This window comes from Pseudarthrobacter xylosi, from assembly GCF_055412765.1.
This window is the reverse complement of sequence record NZ_JBVAYT010000004.1, coordinates 103,497-123,999: the sequence shown is the minus strand read 5'-3', so window position 1 is coordinate 123,999 and position 20,503 is coordinate 103,497. Positions and strand designations below refer to the sequence as shown.

General features: G+C 61.7%; 30 protein-coding genes. 4 read left to right on the top strand and 26 right to left on the bottom strand.

Features of this window, described 5'->3' with window-relative positions:
* Positions 1 to 21: 21 nt before the first annotated feature.
* The 3 genes from rpmJ to ACZY1F_RS10650 all read right to left on the bottom strand — a co-directional run bounded on the left by rpmJ (position 22) and on the right by ACZY1F_RS10650 (position 1,585).
* A complete protein-coding gene (gene rpmJ / locus ACZY1F_RS10660; RefSeq protein WP_009358722.1) occupies positions 22 to 135 on the bottom strand; it encodes a 50S ribosomal protein L36 in 114 nt (37 codons plus the stop codon).
* A 68-nt stretch (positions 136 to 203) separates the two neighbouring features.
* Positions 204 to 425, bottom strand: coding sequence for a translation initiation factor IF-1 (infA, locus tag ACZY1F_RS10655; RefSeq protein WP_009358723.1), 222 nt, complete (start codon positions 423 to 425; stop codon positions 204 to 206).
* Positions 426 to 604: 179 nt separating this feature from the next.
* Positions 605 to 1,585 (bottom strand): P1 family peptidase, encoded by a 981-nt coding sequence (locus ACZY1F_RS10650; protein ID WP_463941666.1) that lies wholly within the window; start codon positions 1,583 to 1,585, stop codon positions 605 to 607.
* A gap of 201 nt (positions 1,586 to 1,786) precedes the next feature.
* On the opposite strand from ACZY1F_RS10650, the gene ACZY1F_RS10645 reads away from it, so the two are divergent.
* From ACZY1F_RS10645 to ACZY1F_RS10635, 3 genes are all read left to right on the top strand, one after another.
* Positions 1,787 to 2,767 (top strand): carbohydrate ABC transporter permease, encoded by a 981-nt coding sequence (locus tag ACZY1F_RS10645; protein ID WP_463941665.1) that lies wholly within the window; start codon positions 1,787 to 1,789, stop codon positions 2,765 to 2,767.
* The gene (locus ACZY1F_RS10640; protein ID WP_463941664.1) at positions 2,764 to 3,669 is read left to right on the top strand and encodes a carbohydrate ABC transporter permease; all 906 of its coding nucleotides are present in this window, start codon (positions 2,764 to 2,766) and stop codon (positions 3,667 to 3,669) included. Before ACZY1F_RS10645 ends, ACZY1F_RS10640 begins: the two co-directional genes overlap by 4 nt.
* A 111-nt stretch (positions 3,670 to 3,780) precedes the next feature.
* Entirely contained in the window at positions 3,781 to 5,127 is a 1,347-nt protein-coding gene (locus ACZY1F_RS10635; RefSeq protein ID WP_463941663.1) for an ABC transporter substrate-binding protein, read from the top strand.
* 94 nt (positions 5,128 to 5,221) lie between these two features.
* Here ACZY1F_RS10635 and map read toward each other — a convergent pair whose 3' ends face one another.
* The 23 genes from map to rpsJ all read right to left on the bottom strand — a co-directional run bounded on the left by map (position 5,222) and on the right by rpsJ (position 18,553).
* Positions 5,222 to 6,049, bottom strand: coding sequence for a type I methionyl aminopeptidase (map, locus tag ACZY1F_RS10630; protein ID WP_463941662.1), 828 nt, complete (start codon positions 6,047 to 6,049; stop codon positions 5,222 to 5,224).
* A gap of 71 nt (positions 6,050 to 6,120) precedes the next feature.
* Positions 6,121 to 6,690 (bottom strand): adenylate kinase, encoded by a 570-nt coding sequence (locus ACZY1F_RS10625; RefSeq protein WP_181037244.1) that lies wholly within the window; start codon positions 6,688 to 6,690, stop codon positions 6,121 to 6,123.
* A gap of 5 nt (positions 6,691 to 6,695) precedes the next feature.
* A complete protein-coding gene (gene secY / locus ACZY1F_RS10620; RefSeq protein ID WP_463915378.1) occupies positions 6,696 to 8,006 on the bottom strand; it encodes a preprotein translocase subunit SecY in 1,311 nt (436 codons plus the stop codon).
* Positions 8,007 to 8,225: 219 nt separating this feature from the next.
* Positions 8,226 to 8,720 (bottom strand): 50S ribosomal protein L15, encoded by a 495-nt coding sequence (rplO, locus tag ACZY1F_RS10615; protein ID WP_056344350.1) that lies wholly within the window; start codon positions 8,718 to 8,720, stop codon positions 8,226 to 8,228.
* Entirely contained in the window at positions 8,720 to 8,926 is a 207-nt protein-coding gene (gene rpmD / locus ACZY1F_RS10610; RefSeq protein ID WP_463915380.1) for a 50S ribosomal protein L30, read from the bottom strand. The genes rplO and rpmD overlap by 1 nt, the downstream gene beginning before the upstream one ends.
* A 3-nt stretch (positions 8,927 to 8,929) precedes the next feature.
* Positions 8,930 to 9,670, bottom strand: coding sequence for a 30S ribosomal protein S5 (rpsE, locus tag ACZY1F_RS10605; RefSeq protein ID WP_056344356.1), 741 nt, complete (start codon positions 9,668 to 9,670; stop codon positions 8,930 to 8,932).
* Positions 9,667 to 10,050, bottom strand: coding sequence for a 50S ribosomal protein L18 (gene rplR, locus ACZY1F_RS10600; RefSeq protein ID WP_056344358.1), 384 nt, complete (start codon positions 10,048 to 10,050; stop codon positions 9,667 to 9,669). The genes rpsE and rplR overlap by 4 nt, the downstream gene beginning before the upstream one ends.
* Before the next feature lie 2 nt (positions 10,051 to 10,052).
* The gene (rplF, locus tag ACZY1F_RS10595) at positions 10,053 to 10,589 is read right to left on the bottom strand and encodes a 50S ribosomal protein L6 (protein WP_463941661.1); all 537 of its coding nucleotides are present in this window, start codon (positions 10,587 to 10,589) and stop codon (positions 10,053 to 10,055) included.
* Between the two features lie 18 nt (positions 10,590 to 10,607).
* On the bottom strand, positions 10,608 to 11,006 hold the full coding sequence (gene rpsH / locus ACZY1F_RS10590; protein WP_056344363.1) for a 30S ribosomal protein S8: 399 nt from the start codon (positions 11,004 to 11,006) through the stop codon (positions 10,608 to 10,610).
* A 91-nt stretch (positions 11,007 to 11,097) separates the two neighbouring features.
* Positions 11,098 to 11,679: a 50S ribosomal protein L5 gene (gene rplE, locus ACZY1F_RS10585; RefSeq protein ID WP_141141211.1), complete on the bottom strand. Its 582-nt coding sequence runs from the start codon at positions 11,677 to 11,679 to the stop codon at positions 11,098 to 11,100.
* Positions 11,679 to 12,038, bottom strand: coding sequence for a 50S ribosomal protein L24 (rplX, locus tag ACZY1F_RS10580; RefSeq protein ID WP_185261221.1), 360 nt, complete (start codon positions 12,036 to 12,038; stop codon positions 11,679 to 11,681). The genes rplE and rplX overlap by 1 nt, the downstream gene beginning before the upstream one ends.
* A gap of 3 nt (positions 12,039 to 12,041) precedes the next feature.
* Positions 12,042 to 12,410, bottom strand: coding sequence for a 50S ribosomal protein L14 (gene rplN, locus ACZY1F_RS10575; RefSeq protein WP_024366126.1), 369 nt, complete (start codon positions 12,408 to 12,410; stop codon positions 12,042 to 12,044).
* A gap of 772 nt (positions 12,411 to 13,182) precedes the next feature.
* Positions 13,183 to 13,491, bottom strand: coding sequence for a 30S ribosomal protein S17 (gene rpsQ / locus ACZY1F_RS10570; RefSeq protein WP_275212245.1), 309 nt, complete (start codon positions 13,489 to 13,491; stop codon positions 13,183 to 13,185).
* Positions 13,488 to 13,817, bottom strand: coding sequence for a 50S ribosomal protein L29 (gene rpmC / locus ACZY1F_RS10565; protein ID WP_463941660.1), 330 nt, complete (start codon positions 13,815 to 13,817; stop codon positions 13,488 to 13,490). Before rpmC ends, rpsQ begins: the two co-directional genes overlap by 4 nt.
* A gap of 2 nt (positions 13,818 to 13,819) precedes the next feature.
* A complete protein-coding gene (rplP, locus tag ACZY1F_RS10560; RefSeq protein WP_056344375.1) occupies positions 13,820 to 14,236 on the bottom strand; it encodes a 50S ribosomal protein L16 in 417 nt (138 codons plus the stop codon).
* Complete coding sequence (gene rpsC / locus ACZY1F_RS10555) at positions 14,237 to 15,079, bottom strand: 30S ribosomal protein S3 (protein ID WP_354250550.1); 843 nt, start codon at positions 15,077 to 15,079, stop codon at positions 14,237 to 14,239.
* Positions 15,080 to 15,445 (bottom strand): 50S ribosomal protein L22, encoded by a 366-nt coding sequence (gene rplV, locus ACZY1F_RS10550; RefSeq protein ID WP_056344381.1) that lies wholly within the window; start codon positions 15,443 to 15,445, stop codon positions 15,080 to 15,082.
* 38 nt (positions 15,446 to 15,483) lie between these two features.
* The gene (rpsS, locus tag ACZY1F_RS10545; protein WP_011775591.1) at positions 15,484 to 15,765 is read right to left on the bottom strand and encodes a 30S ribosomal protein S19; all 282 of its coding nucleotides are present in this window, start codon (positions 15,763 to 15,765) and stop codon (positions 15,484 to 15,486) included.
* A 12-nt stretch (positions 15,766 to 15,777) separates the two neighbouring features.
* On the bottom strand, positions 15,778 to 16,617 hold the full coding sequence (gene rplB / locus ACZY1F_RS10540; protein WP_056344386.1) for a 50S ribosomal protein L2: 840 nt from the start codon (positions 16,615 to 16,617) through the stop codon (positions 15,778 to 15,780).
* A 29-nt stretch (positions 16,618 to 16,646) separates the two neighbouring features.
* Positions 16,647 to 16,952, bottom strand: coding sequence for a 50S ribosomal protein L23 (gene rplW, locus ACZY1F_RS10535; RefSeq protein ID WP_018773664.1), 306 nt, complete (start codon positions 16,950 to 16,952; stop codon positions 16,647 to 16,649).
* Positions 16,949 to 17,572 (bottom strand): 50S ribosomal protein L4, encoded by a 624-nt coding sequence (rplD, locus tag ACZY1F_RS10530; RefSeq protein WP_463915384.1) that lies wholly within the window; start codon positions 17,570 to 17,572, stop codon positions 16,949 to 16,951. The genes rplW and rplD overlap by 4 nt, the downstream gene beginning before the upstream one ends.
* 4 nt (positions 17,573 to 17,576) lie before the next feature.
* Positions 17,577 to 18,227, bottom strand: coding sequence for a 50S ribosomal protein L3 (rplC, locus tag ACZY1F_RS10525; RefSeq protein WP_160673120.1), 651 nt, complete (start codon positions 18,225 to 18,227; stop codon positions 17,577 to 17,579).
* Positions 18,228 to 18,244: 17 nt separating this feature from the next.
* Complete coding sequence (gene rpsJ / locus ACZY1F_RS10520) at positions 18,245 to 18,553, bottom strand: 30S ribosomal protein S10 (RefSeq protein ID WP_038464699.1); 309 nt, start codon at positions 18,551 to 18,553, stop codon at positions 18,245 to 18,247.
* 461 nt (positions 18,554 to 19,014) lie between these two features.
* Here rpsJ and ACZY1F_RS10515 point away from each other — a divergent pair, with 461 nt between their 5' ends.
* Positions 19,015 to 20,466: a GH1 family beta-glucosidase gene (locus ACZY1F_RS10515; protein WP_463941659.1), complete on the top strand. Its 1,452-nt coding sequence runs from the start codon at positions 19,015 to 19,017 to the stop codon at positions 20,464 to 20,466.
* The last annotated feature ends 37 nt before the right edge of the window (positions 20,467 to 20,503 follow it).

The following is a 20,503-nucleotide window of genomic DNA, read 5'->3' as shown; positions in this document are numbered from 1 at the left end:
GGATTTCCCTCGGGAGGGAAATTAGCCCTGGCGCTGCTTGTGGCGCGGGTTCTCGCAGATCACCATGACCCGGCCATTACGGCGGATCACTTTGCACTTTTCGCAGATCTGCTTGACGCTCGGCTTGACCTTCATGGCGTTCCTTTGCGTGTGGCAGTTGGTCAACTGGAGCAGCCGTCAGCTCACGCTGAGGCGCCCAGAATTTACTTGTAGCGGTAGACGATACGACCCCGAGTGAGGTCATAAGGGCTCAGTTCCACCACTACCCGGTCCTCAGGGAGAATCCTGATGTAGTGCTGGCGCATCTTGCCTGAGATATGCGCGAGTACGATGTGCTTGTTGGTCAGCTCAACGCGAAACATCGCGTTAGGCAGCGCCTCAGTCACAACGCCTTCGATCTCAATGACCCCGTCCTTCTTGGCCATACCCTCCGCTAACTGTTGTTGCCGCAGCCCTGCCGGATTGCACCGGACATGACCACGAACATTTTTGTTGGATCGGTTATCACCTCCGGCCCCAAACAGGGCACAGCTGGGCAGACAACCAACAAACCACTTTACTGTAAGTGGGTAGAAAGTCCAAACCAAAAATGAAAGCACACACCCTATCGCGAAATTGAGCTCGCCGAAATCCCGTCCAGGATCGCCAGGCGTACGACGTCGGCTGCCGCACTCTGCAGGGTAATGAGACTCACCTGCCGGACAGTTTCAGTACTCCGGTCCAGCGCCACGCCGCCAGTGGCGAGGCAGAAGACGGTATCCCCGTCGGCAAGGGTGTGCGAAGGGTTCAGCGCCCGAGCCAGACCAGCATGCGCAGCCGAGGCAGTCCTCTTGCATTCAGCAGGGTCCAAGACAGCGTTCGTAGCAACAACTACAAGTGTCGTGTTCAACGCAGGTGGCGCGTCTAAGGTGGGCCCACGCGAGCCGGGTTCCCTGGCCGAGCTTGCGAGGTTAGGGAGCTCGTGGGGAGGCACGACCGAGCGCGCGGAGGGCTGCGGCTCCTGCCGCCCGTCGACAATCGGAAACCCCAGCGCGTTCACCACGGCCAGCGCCCCCACAACCACGCCGTTCTCGAGCGTGACCGAAGCCGTACCCACTCCCCCTTTGAACTGTCCGCGTCCGATCATCGCTCCGGTGCCTGCACCCACACTGCCGCGTCCGACGTCGTGCCCGTCCTTTTCGGCAGCGGCCGTAACGGTCGCCGCGTAGCCCATGTCCGCCGTCGGGCGCGCTGAGAAGTCGCCTCCCCGGCCCAGGTCGAAAATGGCGGCGGCGGGAACGATCGGCACCACTCCCCCGATGACGGCGAAGCCCCGGCCGTTCTCCTCGCACCAGCGCTGGGCCCCGTGAGCGGAAACCAGCCCGTACGCGCTGCCGCCGGTGAGGACAACTGCGTCCACGGTGGACACCAGCGTGGTGGGATCCAGGGCGTCAGTCTCGTGCGTACCCGGGCCCCCGCCCCGGACGTCCACCGACCCGACGGTGCCCGGCGGCGGCAGCACCACCGTGACACCGGTCAGCCACCCGTCGTCAGCCTTATGCTCATGGCCAACCCTGATCCCCGGCACATCCGTGATTGCTCCCATGGCACCATTCTGCCTTGCGTTCACCGCCAGGCGGAGGGCCCAGATCACCGGGGAAACCAAACGTTCCATGAACGGGCCCCGAAGCCTGGGACAACAATCCGCTGGGAGGCCGCATCTGGTCCGGGCCGGCATGTGCGATGTGATGGAGTGATCTCAAATCCGTTCCAGCCCCTGCCATCGCAGGCCTTCCGATTGAGATCCATGACTCCACAGCTCACTGCCAAGCCGGGCATTCCCCCCACGCAGGCGGCCACCGGCAGGGCAAAGGACCAGGGCGGCGCTCTGCCACGGAACCGCAACCGCTGGTCGCGCCGGAAACGCGCGGACTTCTTTGTGTTCCTGGCGCTGGCACTGCCGAACCTGCTGCTCATCGCGGTGTTTACATACGTTCCGCTGTTCAACAACCTCTACTACTCCACGCTGAACTGGACGCTAGGCTCCGCTTCGGCCGTTGTTGTCGGGCTGGACAACTACGTCACGTTCTTCACCAGCGCGGATGCCGGCCGGGTCCTTGGCACCACCGCCGTGTTTACGGCCGCAACCGTGGGCGGCTCCATGGTGCTGGGCCTGCTGGTGGCGCTGGCCCTGAACTCGAAGGTCCGCGGCACCACCTTTGCCCGTTCGGCCGTCTTCGCGCCGTATGTGCTGTCCGGGGTTGGCGTGGGGTTGGTATGGCTGTTCATCTTTGATCCCGGCTACGGTGTGCTGGCCTGGATCCTGCGGGGCTTCGGACAGCAGAGTCCGCAGTGGATCAACGATCCGGACCTCTCGCTGGTGATGGTCATCATTGTGTACGTCTGGAAAAACCTGGGCTACTGCGCGGTGGTGTTCCTGGCCGGGCTGCAGTCCCTGCCGCAGGACGTGATGGAGGCTGCGTCCCTGGATGGCGCCAGCAGTTTCCGCCGCTTCGTCAGCATGTCCCTGCCGCTGCTCTCGCCCACCACGTTCTTCCTGCTGATCACCACCATGCTCAGCTCGCTCCAGGCGTTCGACCTCATCCGGATCATGACGCCCCTGGGCAGCGGCACCAGCACCCTCATCTACGAGGCGTACCTCCAAGCGTTCGGCGCCTACAACCGCGCTGGCTATTCCGCCGCCATCTCGGTGGTCCTCTTTGTCATCCTCCTGGTCATCACAGTGCTGCAGCTGCGGTTCATCGAAAAGAAGGTGCACTACTCGTGAGCGCTCCCGCCGCCGTCATTCCGGACCCTTTAACGTCCGACGCCGCCCCTCCCCACGAGCGGCCGTTCTCCCGCGCCAACCTGGTCAGGACAGTCGCTGCCGGGTATGCGCCGCTGGCCGTCGCCGTCCTGGTGGTCTTCCTCCCGCTGCTCTGGATGGTGCTGAGCTCCTTCAAACAGCCCGGCGAAATCGTCACCCTGGACCTGAAGGTACTTCCGGCAGCTCTGGACCCGGAGAACTATCGGGTTGCCATGACCACGGTCCCGTTCGGGCAGTTCTTCCTCAACAGCACCATCGTCACTGTGGTGGGCGGCGGTATCAAAGTGATCCTTGCACTGCTGACCGCCTACGCCCTGGTGTTTGTGCGCTTTCCCTTCAAGAACCTCATCTTCGTCCTGATCCTGGTGGCCCTGATGGTTCCCGCACAAGTGTCCATCCTGCCGAACTACATCCTGATCGCCGGAATGGGCGGGAAGAACACCCTGTGGGGCATCATCCTGCCCGGCCTGGGCACTGCGTTCGGCACGTTCCTGCTGCGCCAGCATTTTCTCACCCTGCCCGGTTCCATCCTGGAATCCGCAGAGATCGACGGCGCCGGCCACTGGCGGCGGCTGTGGCAGATCGTGGTTCCGGTATCCGTTCCGTCCATTGCAACGGTTGCCCTGGTCACCGTGGTCAGCGAATGGAACGAGTACATCTGGCCGCTGATCATCACGGACAAGCCCGAGAGCATGACCCTGCCTGTTGGCCTGACCCTGCTGCAGAACTCCGAGAGCAACGGCGCAGGCTGGGGAATCATGATGGCCGGCGCCGTCCTTGTGATTGTCCCCATCCTGGTCATCTTCGCCATGCTCCAGCGCTATATCGTCGCCGGCCTGACCCAGGGCAGCGTGACGGGCTAACCTCCGGCGTGCACCGCCGTCGGGCATTCCCTCCGGGCATTTCCGGCAGCTATCTAATCCATCTATCTAGCGCATCCAGCACTACCGAGGCACACAACGAAAGGCAACATCATGTCCTTTACCCTTGATCGCCGGTTCTTCCTCACCCTGGCGGGCGCCGGGGCAGGCGCCGCAGCGTTGTCCGCCTGCGGCGGCCCGTCAACAACACCCGGAGCCGCGGCCACAACCGTTGCCGACATCGACTTCAGCGGCGTCAAGCCGGCGGCATCCATCGACTTCTGGTCCAACCACCCGGGCAAGTCCCAGGACGTGGAAAAGAGCATCATCGAGAAGTTCCACGCCAAGTACCCGGACATCAAGGTCAACCTGGTGACGGCCGGCGCGAACTACGAGGAAATCGCCCAGAAGTTCCAGACAGCCCAGGCCGCCAAGTCCGGCCTGCCGTCCCTGGTGGTCCTCTCTGACGTGTGGTGGTTCCGCTACTACTTGAACGAGAGCATCATCCCGCTCGATTCCCTGGTCAAGCAGTTGGACGTCAAGCTGGACGACTTCCGCACCTCGCTGGTGGACGACTACAAGTACGACGGAAAGCAGTGGGCACTCCCCTACGGCCGGTCCACGCCCCTGTTCTACTACAACAAGGACCACTTCGCTGCCGCAGGCCTGCCGGACCGGGCACCCACCACGTGGCAGGAATTCGCCGGCTGGGCCCCCAAACTCAAGGCCGCAACAGGAGTCCAGTACGCCTTTATGCACCCCGCACTGGCCGGCTACGCGGGCTGGACCCTGCAGAACAACCTGTGGGGCGAAGGCGGCGGCTGGTCCAAGGACTGGGACATCACCTGTGATTCGGCCGAGTCCGTGGCGGCACTGCAGGCGGCCCAGGATTCCGTATACAAGGATGCCTGGGCTGGCGTTTCTTCCAAGGAATCAGCAGACGACTTTGCCGCGGGCCTCGCCTCGGCCACGTTGTCTTCCACGGGGTCACTGATCGGCATCCTGAAGTCCGCCAAGTTCAACGTGGGCGTCGGCTTCCTGCCCGGCGGCTCCAAAGTCACCTCAGGCGTGTGCCCCACAGGCGGCGCCGGCCTGGGCATCCCCAGCGGTGTCAGCAAGGAAGAGCAGCTTGCGGCCGCCATGTTCCTGCAGTTCATGACCGAACCCGAGAACACCGCGGCGTTCTCGGCCGCGACCGGCTACATGCCCACGCGGACCTCCGCCGATATGACAGCAGTGCTGGCCAAGACGCCGCAGATCAAGATCGCCATGGACCAGCTGGCCGTGACCAAGGTCCAGGACAACGCCCGTGCGTTCCTGCCCGGCGCCGACCAGGAGATGGCCAAAGCTGCAGCCAAGATCCTCACCCAGGAAGGCGACGTGAAGGCCACTCTGACCGAGCTGAAGGCGACGCTCGAAGGCATATACACCAAGGACGTCAAGCCGAAACTGAAGGCTTAACGCTCCATCCCGGATTTCGACAGGCTAATCACCGGTCCGTCCGGTGGTTGAGCCTGTCGAAACCTGCGTCGGCAGGGCATCTGCGTGGCGAACCCTACGGGATCGGGACAGGCACGACGCCGAGGGGCACCAGGTGCTCCGCTCCGCCGTCGGGGGCCGAAAGTACCCAGATCCCCTTCTCGTGGACGGCAACCGAGTGCTCCCATTGGCACGAGCGCTTGCCGTCGGTGGTCACCACGGTCCAGTCGTCCGCCAGCACGGCGGTGTCGATGCTGCCGCGGACCAGCATGGGCTCGATGGCCAGGCACAGTCCGGGCTTGATCTTGGGGCCGCGGTGGCTAGTGCGGTAGTTCAGGACATCCGGGGCCATGTGCATCTCGGACCCGATCCCGTGGCCCACATAGTCCTCCAGGATGCCCAGCGGCTTGCCCGGTACGGACGAGACGTAGTCGTCGATGGCTGCGCCGATGTCGCCCACGTGGCTGCCGCTGGCCAGCGCAGCGATGCCACGCCACATAGCGGCCTGGGTGACGTCGGAGAGCCGCTGGTCCTCAGGGTCAACCTTGCCCACAATGACGGTGCGAGCAGAGTCGGAGTGCCAGCCGTCAACAATTGCGCCGCCGTCGATCGAGATGATGTCGCCGTCGTTGAGGACTTTGCCACCGGGGATGCCGTGCACCACTTCCTCGTTCACGGAGGTGCAGATGGTGGCGGGGAAACCGTGGTAGCCAAGGAAGTTCGACTTGGCGCCGGCCTCGTTCAGCACCGCGGCGAAGACGTCGTCCAGTTGCTTGGTGGTGACGCCGGGAGCGGCGGCCGCCACGGCGGCGTCGAGCGCGCGGCTCAGCACCAGCCCGGCGTCGTGCATGATGCGCATCTGGGCGTTGGTCTTGTATTCGATACGGGGCTGGCCGAAGGCCATGGTGTGTCCTCTCAATGGCTGAGGCCCCTCCCGGATGCCGGGAGGAGCCTCGAAAAGCTGGTATGCCTGGCTTAGGCGGCCTGCGCTGCCTTGATCGCCTGCATGACGCGGTCGGTGACCTCGTCGATGCCGCCGATGCCGTCAACCTGGGTCAGGATGCCGCGTTCGGCATACTTGGCCACAACGGCTTCGGTCTGCTCGTGGTACAGGTCCAGGCGGTGGCGGATAACGGCTTCGTTGTCGTCGCTCCGGCCGGTTTCCTTGGCCCGGCCCAGCAGGCGGGAGACGAGTTCCTCGTCATCGGCTGTGAGCTGCAGGACGACGTCGAGCTTTTCTTCGCTGTTCGCGAGGATACCGTCCAGGTAGTCCACCTGCGCCGTGGTGCGCGGGTAGCCGTCCAGGAGGAAGCCGTTTTCGACGTCGGACTCGCTGAGGCGGTCACGGACCATTTTGTTGGTGACGCTGTCCGGAACGAAGTCCCCGGCGTCCATGTACTTCTTGGCTTCGATGCCAAGAGGAGTTTCGCCTTTCACGTTGGCGCGGAAGATATCACCGGTGGAGATCGCCACGACGCCGAGGCGCTCGGAAATGCGTTCCGCTTGTGTTCCTTTTCCGGAACCGGGGGGTCCAATAATCAACATTTTCGTCATCGCAAAAGCCCTTCGTAGTGACGTTGCTGTAGCTGCGCATCTATTTGCTTGACGGTTTCAAGGCCAACGCCCACCATGATCAGGATCGAGGTGCCACCGAACGGGAAGTTCTGGTTTGCGTTGATCAGTACCAATGCCACCAGCGGAATCAGCGCCACGAAGCCCAAGTACATGGCGCCGGGCAGCGTGATCCGGGAGAGCACGTACTGCAGGTAATCCGCGGTCGGTTTTCCGGCACGGATACCCGGGATGAAACCGCCGTACTTCTTCATGTTGTCGGAGACCTCTTCAGGGTTGAAGGTGATCGCGACGTAGAAGTAGGTGAAGAACACGATCATGGCGAAGTACAGCGCCATATAGATCGGGTGGTCGCCTCGGGTCAGGTTGTTGTTGATCCACTCAACCCATGGCGCGAGAGCCTCGCCCGCTTTGGGCTGGTTGAACTGTGAGATCAGTCCCGGCAGGTAGAGCATGGACGATGCGAAGATCACGGGGATCACGCCTGCCATGTTCACCTTGATGGGGATGTAGGTGCTGGTGCCGCCGACGGTCCGGCGTCCGATCATCCGCTTGGCGTACTGCACCGGGACACGGCGCTGGGATTGCTCGACGAAGACCACCAGGGCAACGGTCACCAGACCGATGATAAGGACCATAAAGAACGTACCGGGGCCCTGTGAGCTCCAGATGGCGCCCAAGGACGTGGGGAACGTTGCCGCGATGGAGGTGAAGATGAGCAGCGACATGCCGTTGCCCACACCCTTTTCGGTGACGAGTTCGCCCATCCACATGATGAGCCCGGTACCGGCGGTCAGCGTGATGATCAGCAGGATCGTGGTGATGATGCTGTCATCAGGAATGATCGGCAGGGCACAGCCCGGAAGCAACTGGCCTGAACGTGCCAGCGACACCAGCGTCGTGGCGTTCAGCAGGCCCAGGGCAATGGTGAGGTACCGCGTGTACTGGGTGAGTTTGGACTGCCCGGAGGCGCCCTCCTCGTACAGCTCCTGGAACCGGGGAATGACCACCCGGAGCAGCTGCACAATGATGCTGGCCGTGATGTACGGCATGATGCCCAGCGCGAAGATGGACACCTGAAGCAAGGCACCGCCGCTGAACAGGTTGACGAGCTGATAAAGCCCGCCAGCGGTCTGACCGTTCTGCAAGCATTGCTGGACATTCTGGTAGTTCACACCAGGCGAGGGGATGAATGCACCCAAGCGGAAGATTGTGATGATTGCCAGCGTGAACAACAACTTGCGTCGCAGATCAGGCGTGCGAAAGGCCCGGCCAAATGCGCTAAGCAAGCGTCCTCCTGTGTTGTTTATAAGCGTGGTGTGATGGGGGACAATAATCCCAACAACCGAGTCTAACGGGTGGATCGGCCATGCGAATAATCCGCGAACCCGCGATTGCGGCGAACGGGCCGAAATAGTCGGCAGGCGGATGCGAAAAAACTCCCGGTGTGCCAGGCCCTGGGGGCCTGGCACACCGGGAGTTCACAACGGGCGTTCGCCCACCGTCTACTAGAGAGCGGTGGTGCTTCCGCCTGCTGCTGCAATCTTTTCTGCGGCGCTGGCCGAGAATGCGTGGACGGTGACGTCAACCTTGACGGTGATGTCACCGGTGCCAAGCACCTTGACGGGCTGGTTCTTGCGAACGGCACCCTTTTCGACCAGGTTCTCCACGGTGACAGTGCCACCTTCCGGGAACAGCTCATTGAGCTTGTCCAGGTTTACAACCTGGAACTCAACCCGGAACGGGTTCTTGAAGCCGCGCAGCTTCGGCAGGCGCATGTGCAGCGGCAACTGGCCGCCGGCAAAGCCAGCCTTGATCTGGTAGCGGGCCTTTGTACCCTTGGTACCGCGACCAGCGGTCTTACCCTTGGAACCTTCACCACGACCAACTCGGGTCTTGGCGGTCTTGGCACCCGGGGCGGGACGCAGGTGGTGAACCTTCAGCGTGTTCTGCTTCTCAGCAGTCGCGCTCTGTGCCGATTCGGCGGTCTTCTTCTCGGCCATTACTTCGCCTCCTCTACAATCACGAGGTGCGGAACCGTGTTGAGCATGCCCACGGTCACGGCGTCGGCGGTGCGGACAACGGTGTGTCCGATCCGCTTCAGGCCGAGGGACCGAAGGGTCGCAATCTGGTTCTGCTTGGCGCCAATGACGCCCTTGATCTGGGTGATCTCCAACTGAGCGTCGGAGGGAATCAGGTTCTTAGCCATGGCTTAGACACCCGCCTTCTGGTTCAGGATTGCCTTCACCATTGCCGGCGGAGCAACCTCGTCCAGCGGCAGGCCGCGGCGTGCTGCCACTGCTGCCGGCTCTTCGAGCTGCTTCAGCGCAGCAACAGTCGCGTGAACGATGTTGATGGCGTTGGAGGAACCCAGCGACTTGGAGAGGATGTCGTGGATGCCCACGCACTCCAAGATGGCGCGGACCGGACCACCGGCGATAACACCGGTACCGGCGGAAGCCGGACGCAGCATTACGACGCCTGCAGCGGCCTCACCCTGAACGCGGTGCGGGATGGTGTTCCCAATGCGGGGAACGCGGAAGAAGGACTTCTTGGCCTCTTCAACGCCCTTCGCGATTGCTGCGGGAACTTCCTTAGCCTTGCCGTAGCCCACGCCGACCATGCCGTTACCGTCACCAACGACGACCAGAGCGGTGAAGCTGAAGCGACGACCACCCTTGACCACCTTGGAAACGCGGTTGATGGTAACAACGCGTTCAATGAACTGGCTCTTCTCGGCTTCGCGGCCGCCATCGCGGCCACCACGGCCACCACGGCCGCCGTCGCGACCGCCCTGAGCACGGTCGCCACGCTCGCCGCCACGACGAGCGCCACCACGGCGGTCATCGGCAGCAGCTGCGGGCGCAGTGGTCTCAGTGGCCGGAGCAGCTACGGCTTCAGTAGCCTTCTGATCTGCAGACACAGTGTCCTTTTCCTTGTTTGCTTCCGTCACAGTGACAGCCCACCTTCACGTGCACCGTCAGCGACGGCGGCGATCCGGCCGTGGTACTTGTTACCACCGCGGTCGAAGACAACTGCTTCGATACCGGCAGCCTTGGCACGAGCGGCAACGAGCTCGCCAACGCGCTTGGCCTTGGCAGTCTTGTCGCCTTCGAATGCACGAAGGTCGGCTTCCAGTGTGGAGGCGCTTGCTACGGTCAGGCCCTTGGTGTCATCGACAACCTGGACGAATACGTGGCGTGCGGAGCGGTTGACGACCAGACGAGGACGTACAGCCGTGCCGGAGATGCGCTTGCGGATACGAAGCTGGCGGCGGCTGCGCGAAGCAGACTTGCTCTTGTTCGTACGCTTCTTGTTAATTGAGATGGCCATGGTTACTTACCAGCCTTTCCGACCTTGCGGCGGATGACTTCGCCTGCGTAGCGGATGCCCTTGCCCTTGTAGGGGTCCGGCTTCCGCAGCTTGCGAATGTTGGCAGCAACCTCGCCGACCTGCTGCTTGTTGATACCTGAAACAGAGAGCTTGGTCGGGGTCTCAACTGCAAAGGTGATGCCGTCCGGTGCGGTGACATTTACCGGGTGGCTGTAGCCGAGAGCGAACTCAAGGTCAGATCCCTTGGCCTGAACGCGGTAACCAGTACCAACGATTTCAAGCTTCTTCTCGTAGCCCTTGGTAACGCCCTCGATCATGTTGGAGATCAGGGTGCGGGTCAGGCCGTGGAGTGAACGGGAGGCGCGCTCGTCGTTCGGGCGGGCGACAGTCAGGGTCTCTGCTTCCAGGGAAACCTCGATCGGGCTGGCCACAGTGTGGTTCAGCTCGCCTTTGGTGCCCTTGACGCTGACGACAGAGCCGTCAACCTTGACCTCAACGCCGGCAGGAACGGTGATGGGGAGACGTCCAATACGTGACATTATTCTCTTCCTTTCCCGTTACCAGACGTAGGCGAGGACTTCGCCGCCCACGCCCTTCTTGCCGGCTTGCTTATCAGTCAAGAGGCCGGAAGAGGTGGACAGGATTGCGACACCCAGGCCACCGAGCACGTGCGGGAGGTTGGTGGACTTTGCGTAAACACGCAGGCCCGGCTTGGAAATACGGCGAACGCCAGCGATTGAACGCTCGCGGTTCGGTCCGAACTTAAGGTCGAGGGTCAGCTTCTTGCCAACCTCTGCGTCTTCTTCTTTCCAGGAGGCGATGTAACCTTCAGCCTTCAGGATGTCGGCAACGCGTGCCTTGAGCTTGCTGTACGGCATGGACACGGAATCGTGGTAGGCCGAGTTTGCATTGCGCAGACGCGTAAGCATGTCTGCGACCGGATCAGTCATTGTCATTTGGGCTCTTGCCCTTCCTCATAACGGTTTCCTCGCTTCGGCCTCTGCACATACGGCAGTGCTTCAGCGAAGGACCTGTTACGTAGTTAGATTAGTCTTCGGCCTTGAACGGGAAACCAAGCGCCTTGAGCAGCGCGCGGCCTTCGTCGTTGGTCTTGGCGGTGGTTACAACCGTGATGTCCATGCCGCGTACGCGGTCGATGGAATCCTGGTCGATTTCGTGGAACATAACCTGCTCGGTCAGACCGAAGGTGTAGTTGCCGTTGCCGTCGAACTGCTTGCCACTGAGGCCGCGGAAGTCGCGGATACGGGGCAGAGCCAGCGTGACCAGACGATCCAGGAATTCCCACATGCGGTCTCCACGCAGAGTTGCGTGTGCGCCGATGGGCATGCCTTCGCGCAGCTTGAACTGTGCGATCGACTTGCGGGCCTTGGTTACCTGCGGCTTCTGGCCGGTGATCAGGGTCAGATCGCGGACAGCGCCGTCGATCAGCTTGGAGTCCTTAGCGGCATCTCCAACACCCATGTTCACAACGACCTTCACCAGGCGGGGAACCTGGTTGACGTTGGTGTACTTGAATTCCTCAACGAGCGTGCTCTTGATGGAATCGGCGTACTTTGTCTTCAGACGAGGAACGATCTTCGTTGCCGGAGTCTCGAGAGTCTCAGTCATTAGATGTCCTTCCCGGAGCTCTTGGCCACGCGGACACGCACTTCGCGCTTCACGCCATCGCGCTCAACGGTCTCGGTGCGGAAACCGACGCGGGTGGGCTTCTTGGTGGACGGGTCAACCAGAGCCACGTTGGAGATGTGGATCGAAGCTTCTACGACCTCGATGCCACCGGTCTTGGTGCCGCGCTGCGACTGACCGGCCTTGGTGTGCTTGGTTACGCGGTTAATGCCCTCAACCAGCAAGCGGTTGGTTTCGGGGAATACGCGCAGAACCTTGCCCTGCTTACCCTTGTCGCCGCCGCGCTCAGCCTTGGCGCCAGTGATGACCTGAACGAGGTCACCCTTTTTGATCTTAGCCATGGACTAGAGCACCTCCGGAGCCAGAGAAACGATCTTCATGAACTTCTTGTCACGAAGTTCACGACCAACCGGTCCGAAGATACGGGTACCGCGGGGGTCACCGTCAGCCTTCAGGATCACAGCTGCGTTCTCGTCAAACTTGATGTAGGAACCATCCGCACGGCGGCGTTCCTTCTTGGTACGGACGATGACTGCCTTAACAACATCGCCCTTCTTTACGTTGCCGCCCGGAATTGCATCCTTGACGGTAGCGACGATGACGTCGCCAATGCCTGCGTAGCGACGGCCTGATCCACCGAGAACGCGAATGGTAAGGATTTCCTTAGCACCCGTGTTGTCGGCGACCTTGAGTCGCGACTCCTGCTGAATCACTATTTACTCCTTGCGTCGCGCCGGTTCTCAGACCGAAAATCTTCCTACGGAATGAGCCTTGCGGAACGGTTGATCGGGGTGTCTCTTGACCTGCCTGGATTTTGCCAGACCAGGCCTAAACTCCCGTGCCAAAAACATTTGCTTCCCAGGCGGATTCGGACAGGTCCGAGGCACTAGGGGGCACTATGCCGTGGCACGATTGTTTACGAGGTTGATGACGGCGCACAGAGGGCGCCATACAAACTCAATATCCTAGCACAGTTGGGGCCATCTCCCATATCACACGGCGGCTTACAGAGCACAACCATTGGCCACCGGTAAGCGCCGCAGAGCCGGTAACGCTCGACGGCGTCACGCACGGGACGCTTTCGGCCCACCACCGGTGCCCCTCCCCCCGGAAACCCGGCGTCCCGCCGTCGGGCGCTCACTCACTTGGCGCGGGTTTTAACCGACGCTCTCTCACTTAATGTGGGTTCTTGACCGACGCTCTCTCACTCTCTTCAGGAAAGTGAGAGAGCGTCGGTGCTTTTCCTGTCTTAAGTGAGAGAGCGTCCTGGGAACGCGGACGACGGCGTCACGCACGGCACGCTTTCGGCCCACCACCGGTGCCACTCCCCCCGGAAACCCGGCGTCCCGCCGTCGGCCGTCCCCCAAAAAGCCTGGTCCGCGTGGCACTCCCAGCCAGCCCACCGGCCGCAAAATGCGGGAAACCCCCGCTCCCAAAAGGGAACGGGGGTTTCCGGTGCAGTACCTGCAGGCAGGCTGCGGGGTGTTACTTGGCCTTTTCGAGGATCTCGACCAGACGCCACCGCTTGGTAGCGGACAGCGGACGGGTCTCGGCGAGGAGAACGAGGTCGCCGATGCCGGCGCTGTTCTCTTCGTCGTGAGCCTTGATCTTGGTGTTGCGGCGGATGACTTTGCCGTACAAAGCGTGCTTTACGCGGTCCTCTACCTGGACAACGATGGTCTTTTCCATCTTGTCCGAGACTACGTAGCCACGCTTCGTCTTACGGTCACCGCGCTCGGCAGCGGTAGCTGCCGCGGAAACAGTTTCCGTCACGTTCTCGTCCTTTTCACTCACTTGGCATCCTCCTCGGCCTCAACCGTGTCAGCCTTTTCGGCTTTCTTGGTTGTAGCCTTCTTGGACTTCTTCTCTTCCTTGGCTTCCACAACCGGTGCGGCAACCTCGGCACGAATGCCCAGCTCGCGCTCACGGAGAACGGTGTAGATGCGTGCGATGTCCTTCTTTACCGCGCGCAGACGACCGTGGTTCTCCAGCTGACCGGTGGCGGACTGGAAACGCAGGTTGAACAGCTCTTCCTTAGCCTTACGGAGTTCTTCAACGAGGCGCTCGTTGTCGAACGTGTCCAGCTGTGCGGAGACAAGTTCCTTGGATCCTACTGCCATTTCTATTCACCACCTTCGCGACGCAAAATGCGTGCCTTCAACGGGAGCTTGTGGATTGCCAGGCGCAGGGCCTCGCGAGCTACCGATTCCTCGACGCCGGAGATCTCAAAGAGAACCCGACCCGGCTTGACGTTTGAGACCCACCATTCCGGCGAACCCTTACCGGAACCCATGCGGGTTTCGGCAGGCTTCTTGGTGATCGGACGGTCCGGATAGATGTTGATCCAGACCTTGCCGCCACGCTTGATGTGGCGGGTCATCGCGATACGGGCAGACTCGATCTGACGGTTGGTGACGTATGCCGGGCTCAGAGCCTGGATACCCCACTCACCGAAGGAGACCTTGGTGCCGCCCGTAGCAGCGCCGGAACGACCCGGGTGGTGCTGCTTACGGTGCTTGACTCGACGTGGGATAAGCATTTAAGCCTGTCCTCCTTCTACTGCAGCAGGTGCAGCCTCAACTGCCGGAGCAACGGCAGCCGGAGCTGCCTCTGCTGCCGGACGGTCGGTACGACGACGGCGGTCACCACGGTCAGCGCCGCCGGCGCCACCCGGGCGGCCCGGACGGTCGCTGGCACCGCGGCCACGGGACGGAGCAGCAGCTGCCTGCTGAGCCAGTTCCTTGGCGGTGACGTCACCCTTGTAGATCCAGACCTTCACGCCGATGCGGCCGAAGGTGGTCTTGGCCTCGTAGAAGCCGTAGTCGATGTTCGCACGGAGGGTGTGCAGGGGCACACGGCCTTCGCGGTAGAACTCCGAGCGGGACATTTCTGCGCCACCCAGTCGACCGGAGCAAGCGATACGGATGCCCTTGGCACCTGCACGCTGAGCGGACTGCATTGCCTTCTTCATCGCACGGCGGAAAGCCACGCGGGAAGTCAGCTGCTCAGCAACGCCCTGGGCAACAAGCTGTGCTTCCATCTCGGGGTTCTTGACCTCGAGGATGTTCAGCTGGACCTGCTTGCCCGTCAGCTTCTCAAGCTCGCCGCGGATGCGGTCTGCTTCAGCGCCGCGGCGGCCGATAACGATGCCGGGACGTGCCGTGTGGATATCCACGCGGACACGGTCACGGGTGCGCTCGATCTCAACCTTGGCGATACCGGCGCGCTCCATGCCAACTGACATGAGCTGGCGGATACGGATGTCTTCGCGAACGAAGTCCTTGTACCGCTGTCCGGGCTTGGTGCTGTCAGCGAACCAGTGCGATACGTGATCGGTGGTGATGCCGAGTCGGAACCCGTGCGGGTTAACTTTCTGTCCCACTTAGCGAGCCTCCTCTTTCTCAGGTGTAGCGACTACCACAGTGATGTGGCTGGTCCGCTTCTTGATCTGAAATGCACGACCCTGAGCACGCGGCTGGAACCGCTTCATAGTCGGGCCTTCATCAACGAACATTTCGCTGATGATGAGGTCGCTTTCGTCAAACGAAACACCGTCGCGGTCCGCGAGGGACCGGGCGTTTGCGATTGCCGACTGTACTACCTTGAATACCGGCTCCGAAGCTGCCTGGGGGGCAAACTTCAGAATTGCCAGAGCCTCATTCGCTTGCTTACCACGAACAAGGTTGACGACGCGCCGGGCCTTCATAGGCGTTACGCGGATGTGACGCGCAATTGCCTTGGCTTCCATTGCTTTCCTTCTCTCGTCTTTGACGTAAGTGCAGGCGCCTAGCGGCGCTTGCCCTTACGGTCGTCCTTGACATGGCCGCGGAATGTCCGCGTGGGAGCGAATTCGCCGAGCTTGTGCCCGACCATCGACTCGGTGACAAACACCGGAATGTGCTTGCGTCCGTCGTGTACGGCGATCGTGTGCCCGAGCATGTCGGGGATGATCATCGAACGGCGGGACCAGGTCTTGATGACGTTCTTGGTGCCCTTATCGTTTTCCCTGGCTACCTTTACAAAGAGGTGCTGGTCAACGAAAGGACCTTTTTTCAGGCTGCGTGGCATGTGTCCAGGCTCCTATCGCTTGTTCTTGCCAGTACGACGGCGACGAACAATAAGCTTGTCGCTCTCTTTGTTGGGACGCCGGGTGCGGCCTTCCCGCTTACCGTTCGGGTTGACGGGGTGACGTCCACCGGACGTCTTACCCTCGCCACCACCGTGCGGGTGGTCAACCGGGTTCATCGCGACACCACGGACGGTCGGGCGAACGCCCTTCCACCGCATGCGGCCGGCCTTACCCCAGTTGATGTTCGACTGCTCGGCGTTGCCGACCTCGCCGACGGTTGCGCGGCAGCGCACGTCAACGTTGCGGATTTCGCCGGAAGGCAGACGCAGCTGGGCGAAGCGGCCTTCCTTGGCAACAAGCTGGATCGATGCGCCGGCGGAGCGGCCCATCTTGGCGCCGCCACCCGGACGCAGTTCAACTGCGTGGATTACGGTACCAACCGGGATGTTGAGCAGCGGCAGGTTGTTACCGGGCTTGATGTCAGCACCGGAACCTGCCTCAACGACGTCACCCTGGGAAAGCTTGTTCGGGGCGATGATGTAACGCTTGGTGCCATCAACGTAGTGCAGGAGGGCGATGCGAGCCGTGCGGTTCGGATCGTACTCGATTTCGGCAACGCGGGCGTTGACGCCGTCTTTGTCGTGGCGACGGAAGTCGATCAGACGGTACTGGCGCTTGTGGCCACCACCCTTGTGACGGGTCGTGATCTTACCGGAGTTGTTACGGCCGCCCTTTTTGGGCAGCGGACGTACCAACGACTTTTCCGGCGTCGACCGCGTGATTTCGGTGAAGTCCGCTACGCTCGAGCCACGACGGCCCGGGGTAGTCGGCTTGTACTTACGGATTCCCATAATTTATTTCCTCGTTAAAGTGGTCTCCGCTACGAGAGCGGACCGCCGAAGATGTCGATGGTGCCTTCTTTGAGGCTCACAATTGCACGCTTGGTGTTCTTGCGGGTACCCCATCCGAATTTGGTTCGCTTGCGCTTACCGGCACGGTTGATGGTGTTGATCGATTCGACCTTGACGGAGAAAATCTTCTCCACGGCCAGCTTGATCTCGGTCTTGTTCGAGCGGGGGTCCACCAGGAAGGTGTACTTGCCCTCATCGATCAGGCCGTAGCTTTTTTCCGATACGACGGGTGCAAGCACGACGTCGCGCGGGTCTTTGATGGTGGCTGCACTCACTTGGCATCCTCCTCGTTCTTTGCTACTGCCCGGTCAGCAACGAATGCTTCGTAGGCAGCCTTGGTGAAGACAACGTCGTCAGAGACGAGTACGTCGTAGGTGTTCAGCTGGTCTGCGTACAGAACGTGAACACCGGCGAGGTTGCGCACGGAAAGTGCTGCAACATCGTTGGCGCGCTCGATGACAACCAGCAGGTTCTTGCGCTCGGAAACTCCGCGCAGCGTTGCCTGTGCGTTCTTGACGGACGGCTTGGTGCCCTCCACCAGTTCGGCAACAACGTGGATGCGTCCGTTGCGTGCCCGGTCAGACAGTGCGCCGCGCAGTGCAGCAGCAATCATCTTCTTGGGGGTGCGCTGGCTGTAGTCACGCGGTGTGGGACCGTGGACTACGCCACCACCGGTCATATGAGGAGCACGGATTGAACCCTGACGGGCGCGGCCGGTGCCCTTCTGCTTGAACGGCTTGCGACCTGCACCGGAAACCTCGGCGCGGGTCTTGGTTTTGTGGGTACCCTGGCGAGCAGCAGCGAGCTGGGCTACGACGACCTGGTGCAGCAGCGGCACGTTGGTCTGAACGTCGAAGATCTCTGCAGGCAGGTCAACCTTGACAGTGCTAGTCATTGAACTAGGCTCCCTTCACGGCGGTGCGTACGAGTACGACCTGGCCGCGGGCGCCGGGGACGGCACCCTTGATGAGGAGCAGCGACTTCTCGACGTCAACTGCGTGAACCGTGAGGTTCAGCGTGGTGTGACGAACGGCGCCCATGCGGCCGGCCATTTTCATGCCCTTGAAGACGCGGCTCGGGGTGGATGCGCCACCGATTGAACCGGGCTTACGGTGGTTCTTGTGAGCACCGTGTGAGGCGGGAGCACCGTGGAAGCCGTGACGCTTCATAACACCGGCGAAGCCCTTACCCTTGGTGGTGCCAATAACGTCGATCTTCTGGCCGGCTTCGAAGAGCTCAACAGAAAGCTCCTGGCCCAGCTCGTAAGTGTCAGCATCTGCAGTGCGCAGTTCGACGACGTGGCGGCGAGGCGTGACGCCTGCCTTTTCAAAGTGACCAGCCAGCGGCTTGGTGACCTTGCGGGGATCGATCTGGCCGTAGCCGATCTGAACAGCTACGTAGCCATCAGTGGCTGCGTTGCGCAGCTGGGTGATGACGTTCGAATCTGCCTGGACCACAGTGACGGGGATGAGCTTGTTGTTCTCATCCCAGACCTGGGTCATGCCGAGCTTCGTGCCCAGCAGGCCCTTTACGTTACGGGTTGCGGTCATAGTCTCTCAGCACCTCCCTACAGCTTGATTTCGATGTTCACGTCGGCCGGCAGGTCGAGACGCATAAGCGAATCAACAGCCTTCGGCGTGGGATCGATGATGTCGATAAGACGCTTGTGCGTGCGCATTTCAAAGTGCTCGCGGCTGTCCTTGTACTTGTGCGGAGAGCGGATAACACAGTAAATGTTCTTCTCCGTCGGCAGCGGCACGGGGCCAACTACCGTTGCGCCTGCGCGCGTGACCGTCTCAACGATCTTCCGTGCTGAAACGTCAATGACCTCGTGGTCATATGACTTCAGCCGGATGCGGATTTTTTGTCCCGCCATGTCGCCTGACTCTCTTTCAGTTAGTGCTGCTCCCAGTGAGGGCTGCTCTGTTCACTTTCTTGTTGCATGTGGCTGCCGAAGCATTTGAAGTCTGAACTACCACCCGCCGCACAAGCTGAATCCGGATGAATCCGGGTTCCTCAACCTGCCGACGTAACCGACCCCCGCGGTCGGGCGTGTCGCGCTTAGCACGCATACAAATCCGCAGTTCCATGGGGAGTGGGTTATGTTTGGGCTTCCACTTGGACCCTGACACCCGGCATTATCCGGATCGGGACACGAAGAAGCGCTTGAACAACTCATCTAGTATGCCGGATATTATGCCCAGAAGCGAATCTGCAGGCTGGCACCTCCCAGTACAGCGGACATGCCAGCACACTGCGCATTCGGACACTGCGCATCCGGACCTTGCGCCGTCAGGGGTCATTGCCTTCGGCAACATCCGAATGGATGATGGGGGAATGACCGTCGAACATGACGTTTCCGTCCAGGATCTGGCCGGACGTCTGCCCCGCTCGTTCACCCTGGGAGTTGCCGCTGCCGCCTTCCAGATCGAAGGCGCCCTCTCCGCTGACGGACGGGGTCCATCCGGCTGGGACGCCTTCGCCGAAAAGCCCGGCGCCATCATCGATGGCCACTCCCCCGCCGTGGCCTGCGACCACTACAACCGCTCGCCCGAAGATGTGGCTCTGATGCGGGACCTCGGCGTCGATTCCTACCGCTTTTCCATCTCATGGCCGCGGATCCAGCCGGACGGCCGCGGCGCGTTCAATAAGCAGGGCCTGGACTTCTACGACCGCCTGATCGACCAACTGCTCGAGGCCGGCATCTCCCCCATGGCCACCCTCTACCACTGGGATACTCCCCTGCCTTTGGAGCACGGCGGCGGCTGGATGAAAAGGGCCACCGCCGAACGCTTCGCTGAGTATGCGGGCGAGGCCGGCCGGCGTTTTGGTGACCGCGTGGACCAGTGGGTCACACTCAATGAACCAGCCTCGGTGGTGCTCAACGGCTACGCGCTGGGTGTCCATGCCCCCGGACGGGATCTTCTCTTCGACGCGTTTCCTGCTGTCCACAACCAGCTGCTTGCCCACGGCATGGCCGTCCAGGCGCTGCGTGCAGCAGGGGTCCGCGGCGGAATCGGTGTGACCAACCTCCACTCCCCGGTCCGGCCGGCAACCCGGAAAATCACGGACAAGTACATCGCCCTGGTGTTCGACCTGATGCTCAACCGTATCTATGCCGATCCGGTCCTGCTGGGCCGGTACCCGCGCCCGCCGCTCATCGCCAAGCCGTGGTTCCGGTCCTTCGGCAGAATCTCCGACGCCGACCTCCGCACCATCCATCAGCCCTTGGACTTCTACGGCGTGAACTATTACTACCCGACAAAGGTGGCTGCCGGCCGAGGTCCGGCCGAAAGCCCCACGGGTCCGGCCGAGGCCATGGTGCGGGTGCCGTTCCACCAGGAGACGTTTCCCGAATACGGCACCACGGGTTTCGGGTGGCCGGTGGCACCCGAGCACCTAGGCATCCTGTTGCGCGAGCTGAAGGATCGCTACCGGGATGCCTTGCCGCCGATCTACATCACGGAAAGTGGTGCCAGCTTCCCTGAACCCGACCATGTAAGCGGCCCTATCCGGGACCAGCAGCGGATCAATTACATCGCGGACCACCTGCGGCACGCGCTGGAAGCGACGGCGCCGGGCGGAATCGCCCACGACGTGGACCTCCGCGGCTACTACGTCTGGACCTTTATGGACAACTTCGAATGGGCTGCAGGGTATTCGCAGCGCTTCGGCCTGGTGCACGTGGATTTCGACACACTGGAGCGCACACCCAAGGAATCGTTCTACTGGTACCGGGCGCTCAGCCAGGCCCGGAAATCCCTGGCCAACGAAGGCCCTCCGGCGTGAAGCCGCTCGGCTGAACTGGCTGGCAGCCGACTGAACG

Coding starts and splice junctions, on each gene's coding strand:
- rplE (WP_141141211.1), bottom strand. CDS start 11,679: ATGACTGAGACTCTCGAGACTCCGGCAACGAAGATCGTTCCTCGTCTG.
- rplF (WP_463941661.1), bottom strand. CDS start 10,589: ATGTCACGTATTGGACGTCTCCCCATCACCGTTCCTGCCGGCGTTGAG.
- rpmC (WP_463941660.1), bottom strand. CDS start 13,817: ATGGCAGTAGGATCCAAGGAACTTGTCTCCGCACAGCTGGACACGTTC.
- ACZY1F_RS10645 (WP_463941665.1), top strand. CDS start 1,787: ATGACTCCACAGCTCACTGCCAAGCCGGGCATTCCCCCCACGCAGGCG.
- ACZY1F_RS10515 (WP_463941659.1), top strand. CDS start 19,015: ATGACCGTCGAACATGACGTTTCCGTCCAGGATCTGGCCGGACGTCTG.
- rpsS (WP_011775591.1), bottom strand. CDS start 15,765: ATGCCACGCAGCCTGAAAAAAGGTCCTTTCGTTGACCAGCACCTCTTT.
- rplO (WP_056344350.1), bottom strand. CDS start 8,720: ATGGCCGAGAAGAAGACCGCCGAATCGGCACAGAGCGCGACTGCTGAG.
- rplC (WP_160673120.1), bottom strand. CDS start 18,227: ATGACCGCAACCCGTAACGTAAAGGGCCTGCTGGGCACGAAGCTCGGC.
- map (WP_463941662.1), bottom strand. CDS start 6,049: ATGGCCTTCGGCCAGCCCCGTATCGAATACAAGACCAACGCCCAGATG.
- rpsH (WP_056344363.1), bottom strand. CDS start 11,006: ATGACAATGACTGATCCGGTCGCAGACATGCTTACGCGTCTGCGCAAT.
- rpsJ (WP_038464699.1), bottom strand. CDS start 18,553: ATGGCGGGACAAAAAATCCGCATCCGGCTGAAGTCATATGACCACGAG.
- ACZY1F_RS10635 (WP_463941663.1), top strand. CDS start 3,781: ATGTCCTTTACCCTTGATCGCCGGTTCTTCCTCACCCTGGCGGGCGCC.
- rpmJ (WP_009358722.1), bottom strand. CDS start 135: ATGAAGGTCAAGCCGAGCGTCAAGCAGATCTGCGAAAAGTGCAAAGTG.
- rplD (WP_463915384.1), bottom strand. CDS start 17,572: ATGACTAGCACTGTCAAGGTTGACCTGCCTGCAGAGATCTTCGACGTT.
- rplP (WP_056344375.1), bottom strand. CDS start 14,236: ATGCTTATCCCACGTCGAGTCAAGCACCGTAAGCAGCACCACCCGGGT.
- rplX (WP_185261221.1), bottom strand. CDS start 12,038: ATGGCTAAGATCAAAAAGGGTGACCTCGTTCAGGTCATCACTGGCGCC.
- infA (WP_009358723.1), bottom strand. CDS start 425: ATGGCCAAGAAGGACGGGGTCATTGAGATCGAAGGCGTTGTGACTGAG.
- rplV (WP_056344381.1), bottom strand. CDS start 15,445: ATGGAAGCCAAGGCAATTGCGCGTCACATCCGCGTAACGCCTATGAAG.
- ACZY1F_RS10650 (WP_463941666.1), bottom strand. CDS start 1,585: ATGGGAGCAATCACGGATGTGCCGGGGATCAGGGTTGGCCATGAGCAT.
- rpmD (WP_463915380.1), bottom strand. CDS start 8,926: ATGGCTAAGAACCTGATTCCCTCCGACGCTCAGTTGGAGATCACCCAG.
- rplR (WP_056344358.1), bottom strand. CDS start 10,050: ATGGCCATCTCAATTAACAAGAAGCGTACGAACAAGAGCAAGTCTGCT.
- rplB (WP_056344386.1), bottom strand. CDS start 16,617: ATGGGAATCCGTAAGTACAAGCCGACTACCCCGGGCCGTCGTGGCTCG.
- ACZY1F_RS10625 (WP_181037244.1), bottom strand. CDS start 6,690: ATGTTGATTATTGGACCCCCCGGTTCCGGAAAAGGAACACAAGCGGAA.